9 protein-coding genes are annotated in these 12360 nt (G+C 71.0%); all 9 read left to right on the plus strand.

The annotated features are described in order from the left end of the window. Positions 1 to 81 precede the first annotated feature (81 nt). The 9 genes from ACWCP0_RS36070 to ACWCP0_RS36110 all read left to right on the plus strand — a co-directional run bounded on the left by ACWCP0_RS36070 (position 82) and on the right by ACWCP0_RS36110 (position 11971). Positions 82 to 1410 carry a Dyp-type peroxidase gene (locus tag ACWCP0_RS36070; RefSeq protein ID WP_451082969.1) on the plus strand — a complete coding sequence of 443 codons (1329 nt, stop codon included), beginning with the start codon at positions 82 to 84 and terminating at the stop codon, positions 1408 to 1410. A gap of 35 nt (positions 1411 to 1445) precedes the next feature. Then, entirely contained in the window at positions 1446 to 2618 is a 1173-nt protein-coding gene (locus tag ACWCP0_RS36075) for a DUF4331 family protein (RefSeq protein WP_451082970.1), read from the plus strand. Further along, on the plus strand, positions 2615 to 3688 hold the full coding sequence (locus ACWCP0_RS36080; protein ID WP_451082971.1) for a tetratricopeptide repeat protein: 1074 nt from the start codon (positions 2615 to 2617) through the stop codon (positions 3686 to 3688). Before ACWCP0_RS36075 ends, ACWCP0_RS36080 begins: the two co-directional genes overlap by 4 nt. 230 nt (positions 3689 to 3918) lie before the next feature. Then, a complete protein-coding gene (locus tag ACWCP0_RS36085) occupies positions 3919 to 4965 on the plus strand; it encodes a zinc-binding dehydrogenase (protein WP_451082972.1) in 1047 nt (348 codons plus the stop codon). 91 nt (positions 4966 to 5056) lie between these two features. After that, complete coding sequence (locus ACWCP0_RS36090; protein WP_451082973.1) at positions 5057 to 5734, plus strand: GTP cyclohydrolase II; 678 nt, start codon at positions 5057 to 5059, stop codon at positions 5732 to 5734. A gap of 881 nt (positions 5735 to 6615) precedes the next feature. After that, the gene (locus tag ACWCP0_RS36095; RefSeq protein WP_451082974.1) at positions 6616 to 7152 is read left to right on the plus strand and encodes a GNAT family N-acetyltransferase; all 537 of its coding nucleotides are present in this window, start codon (positions 6616 to 6618) and stop codon (positions 7150 to 7152) included. Positions 7153 to 7239: 87 nt separating this feature from the next. Beyond that, positions 7240 to 8757 carry an ABC transporter substrate-binding protein gene (locus tag ACWCP0_RS36100; RefSeq protein ID WP_451082975.1) on the plus strand — a complete coding sequence of 506 codons (1518 nt, stop codon included), beginning with the start codon at positions 7240 to 7242 and terminating at the stop codon, positions 8755 to 8757. A gap of 80 nt (positions 8758 to 8837) precedes the next feature. Beyond that, positions 8838 to 10664 carry an ABC transporter permease subunit gene (locus ACWCP0_RS36105; protein ID WP_451082979.1) on the plus strand — a complete coding sequence of 609 codons (1827 nt, stop codon included), beginning with the start codon at positions 8838 to 8840 and terminating at the stop codon, positions 10662 to 10664. After that, on the plus strand, positions 10661 to 11971 hold the full coding sequence (locus tag ACWCP0_RS36110; RefSeq protein WP_451082976.1) for an MDR family MFS transporter: 1311 nt from the start codon (positions 10661 to 10663) through the stop codon (positions 11969 to 11971). The genes ACWCP0_RS36105 and ACWCP0_RS36110 overlap by 4 nt, the downstream gene beginning before the upstream one ends. Positions 11972 to 12360 lie beyond the last annotated feature (389 nt).

Raw genomic sequence — 12360 nt, forward strand, 5'->3', positions numbered from 1 at the left:
CCCTCCGGGAAGGGGCCCACTTCGGCCCCTCCACGACCCGCGTGGCGACTCCGTCCACGCAAGACAGTTCTGGAAGGCATCATGAGCATCGAGACGGGCAGCGCCCTGGAGCTCGACGACATCCAGGCCGCTGCTCTCCAGCCACGGCCGACCCCCTACGCGGGCTTCTACCTCGCCCTGCGCATCGACGACCGGCGGCAGGGGCGCGAGCTGCTGCGGCGACTCACCCCCGTCCTCGACTCGGTCGCCTCGTTCGACCCCGAGCGTCAGGTCTCGCTCGCGGTGGCCCTCAGCTTCCAGGGCCTGAAGGCTCTGGGGGTGCCCGAGGAGTCGCTGGCCACCTTCCCGGAGGAGTTCCGGGAGGGCATGGCCGCGCGGGCGGCCTACATCGGGGACGTCGGGGAAAGCGCGCCGGAGAACTGGGAGGGCCCGCTCGGTTCGAAGGACGTGCACCTCATCCTGGCCGGACTCGCCCCGGACGCCGCCCGCCTGGAGACGGTCCTCCTGCTGACCCGTGACGCCCTGCGTGACCTGCCCGGCGTCGTTGCCATCTGGCAGCAGGACGTACACGTCGGACCGGACGAGAAGGAACCGTTCGGTTTCCGGGACGGCATCGGTCAGCCGGCGATCGAGAGTACGGGCATCCCCGGCACCAATCCGTACGAAGAGCCGCTCAAGGCAGGCGAGTTCGTTCTCGGATACAAGAACGAGACCCACGGCATCGCACCTGTTCCGCAGCCCGAGGTGCTGGGGCGCAACGGAACGTACGTGGCCTTCCGCAAGCTGCACACGCGAGTGGCCGATTTCCGTCAGTACCTCCGCGACCGCGCCAAAGACCCCGCCGACGAGGAGCTGCTGGCGGCCAAGTTCGTCGGCCGCTGGCCCAGTGGCGCCCCGCTGGCGCTGACGCCGGACAAGGACGACCCGGAACTCGGCGCCGATCCCAAGCGCAACAACGCGTTCATGTACGGCGACGACCCGGAGGGCCTGAAGTGCCCGGTGGGCGCCCACGCCCGGCGGATGAACCCGCGGGACGCGGTCGTCACCGGTGAGGTGCGCCTGCACCGCATGATCAGGCGCGGTACGACCTATGGCCCGCCGCTGCCCAAGGGAGTGCTGGAGGACGACGGCGCCGACCGCGGCATCATGTTCGCCTTTGTCGGAGCGCACCTGGACCGGCAGTTCGAGTTCGTCCAGCGGCAGTGGGTGAACGACGGCAAGTTCATCGGGGCGCCCGCGGAAAAGGACCCGCTGATCGGCACGAACGACGACGGCGGGTTCACCGTCCCGCGCAAACCGATCCGACGCCGCTTCAAGGGACTGCCGCCGTTCGTCGTCAACCGGGGTGGCGAGTACTGCTTCATGCCCGGACTGTCGGCGCTGCGCTGGATCGCCGACCTCGACACCTGACATTTCCTACAAGCAACACGACAAGGAGCCTTCTCATGGCTGACCACTTCTCCGGGCCGCGTGCCATCGCCGACCCTGCGTCCGACATCTGCGACGTGTACGCCTTCCCGAGCCCGGAGCGGCCGGGGAACCTGGTGCTCGTCCTCAACGTGCTCCCGGCCTCGGCCCCTGACGCCCTGTTCTCCGACGCGATCACCCACCGTTTCCGCGTCCGGCCGATCACGTCCGTGAGCGAAGGCGCCGCTGCGGCGTTCAATGTCGGCGAGGACGAGTACGTCTTCGACTTCACCTTCGACGCCCCCCAGAAGGTCGGCGGCACGGACACCCTGGTGCAGGCGGGCACGTGCCAGGCGCCCGGCGGCCGGAAGGTCTCCTTCCAGGTCGGCAACGAGGTGCCCACCGAGGCCGAGGGACTGAAGATCTTCGCCGGGTCGCGGCTCGACCCGTTCTTCATCGATTTCGTGGGCGTGATCGCCACCGAGGCGACGGGGAAGCTGGCCTTCAGGTCTGATGCCAGCAACGTTCTGGAGGGCCTGAACGCGCTGAGCATCGTGCTCGAAATCGACGCCGCGGTGCTCGGCCCGGCCGCCGGTTCGCTGGTGGCGGTCGTCGGCGAGACCCTGACTTCCGGTGGTGGACGCCCGGTCCGGCTGGAGCGCATGGGCCGGCCGGAGATCAAGAACGTGATCATGTCGCCCAAGAAGTTCGACACCGTCAACAGCGATCTGGAGATCCGCGACCTCTTCAACGAGGAGGACGCCTTCAGCGTGCGGCCCGACTATGCGAGCTCCTACCGCGCACGGCTCAACGCCAACCTGGCCTTCTACGACGGCCTGGACGGCAAGACCGCCTGGCCGCTGGACGAGCAGGGTGCTCACCCGCTGACCGAACTGCTGCTGGCGGACTTCCTCGTCGTCGACCTGTCCAAGCCCTTCTCCGAGGACGGCTGTTTCGAGATCGAGACCGCCCTGCTCGCCGCCCGCCCGCACACGACCTGCGGTGGCCGCTCGCTCAACGACGACATCGTGGACACCCTCTACACGCTGCTGGTGGGCGGCATCGACGGCGAGCGCATCAGTGACGGTGTCGACCAGCCCACTCAGCTGGCCACGCGCAGCTTCCCCTACCTGAACGCTCCCAACCCGACCCCGCCGGACCTGGGTGCCCGCCTGGCCGCGCAGGCCCCTCCCGGGGAGGCAGCGGCATGACCGGGGCGGCTCTTGAGGTGCGCGAGCCGGTCACGACGAACGGCACCATCGCCGTAACGAATCTGCACGGGCAGATCGACGGCCTGGCCGTACGACTCAGCCGCACGGGTACCGGGGAGACGCCGGGGCCTGCGTTGGCGGTGGCGCAAGGGGCGGCCCTGATCGATCTCCTCAACCTCCGAGGCCACATCCTGGGCCGCGTCGCCGACTACGAGCGGGCCGCGGAACTCGCCGAACGGCTCGTGCACGTCGCACCCGAGGACGCCACGGCCCTGCTCGCCCGCGCCAGGACGCGGGCGACCCTGCACCGCTTCGCCGAGGCCGTCGCCGACCTCGGCGCGGCGGGCCGGAGCGGCGCGGACGAGGCCACACTGGACGCGGAACGAGCCGTCGTCCTGCAGGCCCTCGGCTGCTACGCGGATGCCATGGCCCTGATCCGCAAAGCGGCGCAGCGGCAGAGCGACTTCACGACGCTCGGCGCGCTCGCCGTACTCCAGGCAGAGCGCGGGGAAGTCACCGAGGCGGAGCGGCTGTTCGACGAGGCGCGGCGCCACTATCAGGGGACCTCGCCGTTTCCGCTCGCCCAGCTGGACTTCCGGCGCGGTGTGATGTGGCACCGCGAGGGAGATCTCGATGCGGCCCGCTCGTGCTACGAGGCCGCCCGGCGCCGGGTGCCCGACTACGCGCCGGCACTTGGCCACCTGGCCGAGGTCGAGGTGCTGCGCGGAGACCCTCAGGCCGCCATCGCCCTCCTGCGTCCCCTCACGCAGACCAGCGACGACCCCGAGTACGCCGCCCACCTCGCGGCCGCGTTGCACGCGGGCGGCAGCGTCCAGGAGGCGGACCAGTGGCGCGAGCGCGCGGCAGCCGGTTACGACGAACTGGTGCTGCGTCACCCGGAGGCTTACGCCGACCACGCGGCCGACTTCTGGCTCACCGTGGGGGCCTATGCCGAGCGGGGTCTCCAACTGGCGCTGCAGAACCTCGCATTCCGCCAGACAGCCCGAGCCCATGCCCTGTTCCAGCGCGCTGTCCTCGCGCAGAACCGGGATGCAGAGGCTGCCCCATAGCCGCCGGGCGGCGATGCCGGCGATATGGGGCACCGACGGGGTCGGCCGGACGGACCGGCATGCCGTTCGGCCGACCCCGCATCAGCCCGCCAGGGGCAAACGTGGCCCGGCCTCTTACCGGCTGATGCCCCCATCCCTCGACCCCTCGCAGTGCCCCTCACCCCTCTGTGGTCCCACGGACTGCTGTAGCACTCCACATCAGCAACCACTACTCGAGAAGGCCCCAAACCATGGACACCATGCTGGCAGGACGCGTCCACCTGGACACGAAGAAGTTCCTCGTGGAGGAGATCCCGATCCCCGAACCCGGACCGGGCGAAGTACTGATCGAAGTGAAGGCGGCCGGCGTGTGCCTCTCCGACCTCCACCTCATCGACGGAAGCATCTCGCCGCTGCACCTGAACTCCAACGTGCTCACCCTCGGACACGAGATCTCCGGTGTCATCCATACCCTGGGACCCGGCCTCAAGCGCGACCTGGCCGTCGGCACGCGGGTCGCCCTGCAGGCCGGACAGCCCTGCGGCCAGTGCGCTCGGTGCGTCAGGGGCGGCGTGTGCATAGAGTTCCGCGGCCGCGGCGTCGACTACGACGGTGGCTGGTCCCAGTACACGATCGCCCGTGAGGACACCGTCGTCCCCATCCCCGACGCACTTCCCTTCGACCAGGCGGCGATCATCCCGGACGCCGTGTCCACCTCGTACGCAGCCCTGGTCGAGACCGTGCAGGTGCGTTCCGCCCAGGCCGTGGGCATCTGGGGTGTCGGCGGGGTGGGTGCCCATGCCGTCCGGCTGGCCCGCATGATGGGTGCCGCGCCGATCATCGCCGTCGACCCGCTGCCCGGTGCGCGCGAGCGAGCCCTCGCGTTCGGCGCCGATGTCGCGCTCGACCCGACCGACCCCGGTTTCGCCGAAGCCGTGCTGCGGGCCACCGGCGGAGAGGGGCTGGACCACGCATTCGACTTCGCGGGCGTTCCCGCGGTCCGGGAACAGGCATCGCCCCTCCTGGGTGACCGCGGCGCGCTGGTCCTGGTGGGTATCACCATGGAGCCGCTGAAGATCTCGGAGCGGATGACCTTCAACCTGAAGAACAAGAAGGTGTTCGGACACTACGGATCCTCGTTCGACCACGTCTACGAACTCATCCGGCTGGCCTCCAGCGGCCGTCTCGACCTGGCCCCGTCCATCACCGACCACATCACCCTGGCCGACGCCCCCGAGGCGATCCACCGCCTGGAGCGCAAGATCGGCGATCCGATCCGCCTCATCCTCGTTCCCTGACGACGACCGAGCGCGTGGGCCGCCCCGGCGACAGAGTCGGCCCATCGCGCAACCAACACCCGCAACCGCCGCCCCGGACAGGCAGACCGACATGCGCGACTCACGCAACGCCACGGCACCCAGCCACAGCAGCAATCCGACCGGCCTGCCGGCAGCCACGGTGCGCACCCGCGTGACGGTCCCGCTCCGCTTCGGCGACGGCTCCGCGGTGACCGCCGACCTCGCCACCTTCCACCACCTCCCCGACGGCCAGGAACACGTGGCCGTCATTTTCGGCGAACCTGCCGCCGGGCGGCCCCCGCTGGTGCGCCTGCACTCCGAGTGCCTGACCGGCGACGTCTTCGGCTCGGCTCGCTGCGACTGCGGCCCCCAGCTGCGCGAGGCGGTCGAGCGCATCGCCGACCGCGGCGGCGTCCTGCTCTACCTCCGCCAGGAGGGCCGCGGTATCGGCCTCTACAACAAGCTCGACGCCTACGCCCTCCAGGACCAGGGCCTCGACACCTACGAGGCCAACGAGGCCCTCGGCCTCCCCGAGGACGCCCGCGAGTACACCGCCGCCGCGCAGATGCTCGCCGCTCTCGGCATCTCTGAGCTGGACCTGCTGTCCAACAACCCGGACAAGGCGGCCCAGCTGCGCACCCTGGGCCTTACGGTGACCCAGCACGTTCCCACGGGTGTCTTCACCACGTCGCACAACGTCCGCTACCTCCGTGCCAAGGTGGTCCGCACTCAGCACACACTGCCCCTGACGGAACTGACGGCGGGCTGACGGCCGATGCCCATCGGGTCGTGGCCCAGCCCTGTCGTCACCGCGATGCCGCGCGTGACCAGGCAGATGGGCCGCGTCGCCGAACAGGAAGACGCGTCCGCGGCGCCAGCGGTCGCGATGCGAACCCGGAAGCTGCACTCGGTAAGTCGTGGGCTCTCGCTGTCTCTACGCGGTCGCGACAGCTTCAGCCGCAGGTCGAGCAGATGGGTGAAGACCGCTCAGGAGCAATGTTCGCAATGACAAGTTCTCGAGCTGCCGTTGACCACGTGATGTGCCGGGGCATTTCGTGAGGGCCGCTCTCGGTAATGCGCGGGTCCCGGCCGGGCGATAGTGCGCCATGCGGAGAGTCGCCCGGCACGAAGCCCGGGTTCCGGCGCCGCGGCGACGTCATCACGAGCGACAGGTGAGTCGGCCCTTCGGGTAGCACCCTTCGACTTTCCATACAGTGTATGGTATTACTGAACGGGGGTTCCTCGCGATGTATGGAACCTCGGGGTGTCGCCGCGTCGGCAACCTCTCGCGCGCCGGTTGACGCAGTACAGAGCCGGCCGACGTGCAGGAGGGAGAGCGGCCGTCAACGTCCGACCACGCCCCAGCGCCCGGCCGCCGGCGTCGAGGTCAACGACCACCGCTGGGGCGGCGACCACGGGACCGTAGCGACCATCACCGCTGGGTCTGCGACGACTACCGCTTGGGACCACGGCGTCAGCTACCGGTGTGACGGCCGCCGCCGCTGGCGTCATGGTGGGGACCGCGGCGAGGCGAGCGACTGCAACCGCCCCAAGCTCATCGGGCGCGGGACCCTCCCCCGCGTGGCAGACCTTTCCGTAAGCGGGGCGGCTTCAGCCGCACCGATGGGTCTACTTGCATAGCATTTGCAGATGCCTACTTACTGCATCAGAACCGCGACCACAGACGACCTCGACGGGGCTCGGGCCGTGATGCTCGACACCGTCTACCGGGACTTCGGCACCGGGTATGTGCCCCGCTGGCACGGCGACATCATCGATCCGGAGCGCTTCTACCTGGCCCCGCCCCGGCACACGCTGCTGGTGGCCATAGATGGGCGGGGCGGGACGGTGGCTGCTACGGCCGCGCTGGACGCACGTGGTCCTGCCCATCCGCCGAACCCCCGCTGGCTGGCGGAGCGTTATCCGTCGGGCGAGACCGCTCAGCTGCGGCGGGTGTACGTGCGGCCCGAGCACCGGCGGCGCGGGCTGGCCCGGCGGCTGGTGGCCGAGCTGCTGGCATTCGCGAAGGCCGACGGCGGCTACCGGTCGGTCTACCTGCACACGTATCCGGACTCGCCCGGCGCGATGGACCTGTGGCGGTCGCTGGGAATGGTGGTGTGCGACGAGCGCGACGAAGTGCTCGGCGGCGGTAACGGGGTCGTCCACTTCGAGATCCCGACGACTTGACAGCCAAGCCTTCAAATGAAAATGATAATCACTTACTGGAGCAGATGCTCCCTTGATCGACACACCCGAAAGACAAGAACGCGAACCATGAGAACTCCCCGCCGTCGGCTGATGGCCGGCCTGCTGCTCACCCCGCTGCTCTCCCCGCTGCTCTCCGGCTGCTTCGCCTCCGGCGGCGGCTCGTCGTCCTCGGATTCGTCCGGCTCGGGCGAGGGCGGACGCCTGCGTGTGGCGCTGGCCTTCACGCCGACACAGAACTTCTCCCCGTACGGCTACGACGCCTTCCACCTGTCCCGGCTGGGTGTCGCCGAGGGGCTGACCCGGCTGGACGCCAACGGCACCGCGGTCCCTGCGCTCGCCGAGTCGTGGAACAGCGAGAAGGACGGCAGGAGTTGGCTGTTCACGCTGCGGCAGGCCAAGTTCCAGGACGACACCGAGGTCACCGCGAAGGCCGTCGCCTCCGCCCTCACCCACGCCGCCGCGGCCGAGCCGGCGCCCGCCGCCCTGTCAGGCGTGAAGCTGACCGCCCAGGCGGTGGGCGAGGACCAGGTCCGGGTCGGCACCGGCGAGGCCGACCCGGTGCTGCCGCTGCGGCTGTCGAACCCGAGCCTGGCGGTGTTCTCCCCGAAGGCGTACGGGAAGAAGGGCGCCGTGAACCCGGTCGGCACCGCCACCGGCCCCTTCGAACTCACCAAGATCACCGGCGATACGGCGGCCACCCTGGACCGCTTCGACGACTACTGGGGCGGCCGCGCCCAAGCCTCCGGCGTCGACGCGAGGTTCATCGTCGACGGCACCGCCCGCGCCAATGCCCTGCGCACCGGCCAGACGGACATCGCCGAGGCGATCCCCGTCGCGCAGATCGCCTCCCTGGACAAGGACACCGGCCACGAGACGAACACGCCCCGCAACGTCAGCCTGCACCTCAACACCAAGTCAGGCGTCTTCACCGACGCCGGCCTGCGCGCCGCCGCACGCAAGGCGATCGACACCTCCGTCATCGCCAAGGACGTGTACGAGGGGTATGCCGAACCCGGCCAGGGCATCTACGGCCCCGCCCTGACCTGGGCGGCCGGCAAGCAGGTCGAGCCGACCGGCCGGGCGACGGCCACCGACCCCCACGGCGAGAGCATCACCATCGCCACCTACACCAGCCGTCCCGAGCTGGCCGAGGTGGCGCAGGTGCTGCAACAGCAGCTTCAGAAGGCCGGGTTCAAGGTGAAACTGGAGGTGCGCGACTACGCACGCCTGGAAGCCGACCTGCTGGCCGGAAAGTTCGACGCCGCCGTCGCAGCCCGCAACATGATGCTCGACACCGGCGATCCCGTCTCCGTCCTGACCAGCGACTACACCTGCGACGGCACCTACAACCTGTCGCTGCTGTGCGACAAGAACGTCGACAAGGCCGCCGCCGAGGCCCAGGCCCTCTCCGACACCGCCAAGCGGCAGGACGCCGCCATGAAGGCGGAGGCGGCGATCCTCCGCACCGACGCGGTGATCCCCCTTGCCCACCTGAACGCCGTCACCGGCATCGGCGCGTCGGTGAAGGGCACGCTGCTCGACCCGTACGAGCGGAAGTTCATCGGAACAGGGACCCGGCGCTGAACCGCATATCCGGCCGCCCCCGCGGCCACTCCGCCCTGCCCGCCGCCCTGCGCGCTCTCGCGCGGGGCGGTGGCCTCACGCTGCTGTGGCGAGCCGCGCTCGCCGCCGCCCTGCTGTGCGGGATCGGCCTACTGCCATGGCTGTCGCGCACCGATCCCGCGCTGACCGTGCTGAAGGCACGGTCAGCGGAGAGAGATCCAACCCCTGAGGTGCTGCGGGCCGTACGAGACGAACTCGGCCTGGACGACGGTCCGCTGCGGCTGCTCGGTGGCTGGCTCGGCGGGCTTCTGCACGGGGATGCGGGCCGGTCCTGGGTCTCCGGCAGCGAGGTGCTGCCGTCCGCCGCGCAGGCCCTCGGAGTCTCTCTGCTGCTGATGGCCGGGGCCCTCACCGTGGCCGTGTGCACGGCCGGGGCCGTGTGCGCCCGCACGCTGTGGCTGGGCTCGCGGCGCCAACTCGGCGAACAGGGGCCGGGCGGCACGGGGTCGGCGGTACTGGCCGCGCTTCCCGAGTTCCTCGTCGCCTCCGCGCTGGCCTCGGTCATCGGCGTGCAACTCGGGTGGCTGCCCGCCCTCGGCTGGTACGGGCCGCAGTGGATGATCCTGCCCTCCCTCGGCCTTGGCCTGCCCGTCGGCGCGGTCCTCGGGCGGATGCTGGACGACCTGCTGCCCGCCGCGTTCGCCGAGCCGTGGACGCTGGCCAGCGCCGCCCGTGGCATACCGCCCAAGTCCGTGGCCCGCCAGGCACTGCGGCGCTGCGTGCCCGGACTGCTGCCCAATCTGGGCCTGTTCGTGGTCGGCCTGACCGGCGGAGCCGTCGCCGTGGAGCAGATCTTCGACATCCCTGGCCTCGGCCGGCTCACCCTGCGCGCCGCCCTCGCACAGGACCTGCCTGTCCTCCAAACCGGCACACTCGCCCTCGCCCTGCTCGCGGCAGCCGCCGGCGCCCTGGCCCGGGGCTCGGCCCGCCTGCTGATCGGGCCCGCGCTACGCGACGGCGCGCTGCACTCCCTGAACCCGCCCGCCCCGCCCGCGCGCGGAATCCTGCCCCTGCTGTACGGGGCGCTGCTTCTCGCCGTCATCGGCTGGGGTCTGCCACGCGACCCGCTCGCGCTGGACACCGTAGCCCGCCTCCAGGCCCCTTCCTGGTCGCACCCGTTCGGCACCGACGCCCTCGGCCGCGACCTCCTGGCGCGCGTCGCCCATGGGGCCCTGAACACCCTCAGCATCGCCCTCGCGGTGAGCGCCGCCGCTCTGGTCATGGGCGTGCTGCTGGGCCTACTGCCCCGGCTGTCCGGCCCGCTGGTGGACACAGTCAACGCCGTACCGCCCGTCCTGGCGGGCCTGCTCGTCACCGGCATCGCCGACAGTGGACCCTGGACCCCCGCGATCGCCGTAGCCGCCGTCGCCTGGTCCCCGCTGGCCACCCACACCTCCGCCCTCCTCCAGCAAGAACGCGCCACTACCCACCTGACCGCCACCCGCGCCCTGGGCGCCGGAGAGTGGTACCTGCTCACCCACGACCTGCTCCCGGCCGTCCTGCCACGCGTTGTCCGCCTCGCCCTGCTCCGACTGCCCGGCATCGCCCTGTCCCTGGCCGCCCTCGGCTTCCTCGGCCTGGGCGCCCAGCCGCCCTCTCCCGAGTGGGGCCTGCTCCTCGCCGAGAACCAGCCGTACGCCGAACGCGCCCCCTGGGCGATCCTCGCCCCGGCCGCCGTCCTCGCCCTGCTCGGCGCGCTCGCCGTGACGGCGGCGGGAGGCATGCGTCTGCCTCGGCGACGGAAGCGGCCCGGGGCTCGCCCCGGCGCCCCCGCCGAGCAAGTCCCGCCCGCGCCGGAGTCGGCGGGCCCGGAGACACGCCTGTACCCCGTATCCGCCTCACCGATCTCCCGGGCAGAAACCCCATGACGGACCTCATTTCCCGTGTCCTGCCCCGCCGAACCGTCCAGACACCGAAGTCGCGGGCACCGAAGTCCCCACGCGAGCGGATCTGGAAGCACCTGTCACCGCTGCTGCGGCTGCTGATCCTGACGCAGCTCGCCTTCAACATCGGCTTCTACGCCGTCCTGCCATTCCTCGCCGAGCACCTCGGCACCGCGATCGGCATGGCGGGCTGGCTGGTCGGGTTCGTCCTCGGCCTGCGCACCTTCAGCCAGCAGGGCCTCTTCGTCGTCGGCGGCTGGCTCGTGGACCGCTACGGGGTACGCCCGGTCGTCCTGGCCGGCTGTGTGCTGCGGATCGCCGGGTTCGCCTGGCTGGGATATGCGGAGCAGACATGGGCGGTGATCGGCGCGGTGCTGGCCATCGGCTTCGCCGCCGCACTGTTCTCCCCGGCGGTGGAGTCCGAAGTGGCCAGACAAGCAGTGGTCTGGGAGCAAGAGGGCCACGGCGCGAGGACCCGCGTCCTGGCCCTGTTCTCCGCGGCGGGCCAGGCCGGCGCGTTCGTCGGCCCGCTGCTCGGCGGCCTGCTGCTCGCCGTGGACTTCCGCACCGCCTGCCTCGCCGGGGCAGCTGTCTTCGTCCTCGTGCTGGCCGGGCACGCGTGGCTGATGCCGCAGCACATTCCCGGCCGGGTCCGCACCCGGCAGCGGGGCGGGGTCCGCGCGCTGCTGCGCAACCGCGGCTTCCTCGCCGTGTGCTGCGCATACGGCAGCTACCTGCTCGCCTACAACCAGCTCTACCTGACCCTGCCGGACGAGGTGCAGCGCGCGGCAGGCTCCCAGGCGCCCCTGCCCTGGCTGTTCGCGCTGTCCTCCCTGCTGGTCGTCTTCGCCCAACTCCCGGTCACTCGCTGGGCGGGCGACTGGCTCGACCTGCGCCGTTCCATGGCCGCTGGGCTGCTGCTCGTCGCGGCCGGTTTCGCGGTCGTCGCCGCCGCGCGCCCCGCCGACTGGACGGGCATCACCGGGCTCCTGCCCGCTGCCGGTTACGTCGTGCTGCTCACTCTCGGTCAGATGCTGGTCGTCCCGGCCGCCCGCGCCTGGGTGCCCGACCTCGCCGATGACGGCCGCATCGGCCTCTACACCGGCGCGCTGTCCTCGGTCTCCGGCCTGATCGTCCTCATCGGCAGCTCAGCCATCGGGTCGCTGCTCGACCTGGGCCTCCCGGCCGCCGTGCCCTGGCTGGTCCTCGCCGCCGTACCAGCCCTGACGGTGGCCCTGCTGCCCCACCGCCCGGAAAGGGCCGAGCGGGCCGAGGGAGCGGACCCGGCATGATGACGGCGTCACGGCCGGTTACCGGCCGGCGGTGCCCTTCGACGGCCTGAATGACACTCACGCCGCCCAGGCCGTCGTCGGCCACGAACACCGCCGGGAGCTGACGGAGCTGCGCAAGGAACTGTCGGCCCTGGCCACCGGCGACGACGCAGCAAGGGCACGCAGCCCCCACGCTGCTGCCGTTCGTGGCCGCGCTGCCGCTGTCCTCACCTGATGCCCAGCTCCTCGCGGTGACCGTGGCCATCCGGGCAGCCCGGGGCGGCGTCGGCGACATCACCGGCATCGACCTGCAGTCCTAGTACTCCAGCAGTACTTCGTGGCTTGACCTGGGGAAGCGTCGAGCGGTGGGAGTGTAGCGGGCAGGATGCCGTCACGGACGGCTTCTGCTC

The sequence above is a fragment of the Streptomyces sp. NPDC001970 genome (genome assembly GCF_053594115.1).

Bases quoted from the DNA above. Each gene is read 5' to 3' on its own strand.
- ACWCP0_RS36090 (WP_451082973.1), top strand. From the start codon at position 5,057: ATGCGCGACTCACGCAACGCCACGGCACCCAGCCACAGCAGCAATCCG.
- ACWCP0_RS36075 (WP_451082970.1), top strand. From the start codon at position 1,446: ATGGCTGACCACTTCTCCGGGCCGCGTGCCATCGCCGACCCTGCGTCC.
- ACWCP0_RS36095 (WP_451082974.1), top strand. From the start codon at position 6,616: ATGCCTACTTACTGCATCAGAACCGCGACCACAGACGACCTCGACGGG.
- ACWCP0_RS36100 (WP_451082975.1), top strand. From the start codon at position 7,240: ATGAGAACTCCCCGCCGTCGGCTGATGGCCGGCCTGCTGCTCACCCCG.
- ACWCP0_RS36080 (WP_451082971.1), top strand. From the start codon at position 2,615: ATGACCGGGGCGGCTCTTGAGGTGCGCGAGCCGGTCACGACGAACGGC.
- ACWCP0_RS36110 (WP_451082976.1), top strand. From the start codon at position 10,661: ATGACGGACCTCATTTCCCGTGTCCTGCCCCGCCGAACCGTCCAGACA.
- ACWCP0_RS36070 (WP_451082969.1), top strand. From the start codon at position 82: ATGAGCATCGAGACGGGCAGCGCCCTGGAGCTCGACGACATCCAGGCC.
- ACWCP0_RS36085 (WP_451082972.1), top strand. From the start codon at position 3,919: ATGGACACCATGCTGGCAGGACGCGTCCACCTGGACACGAAGAAGTTC.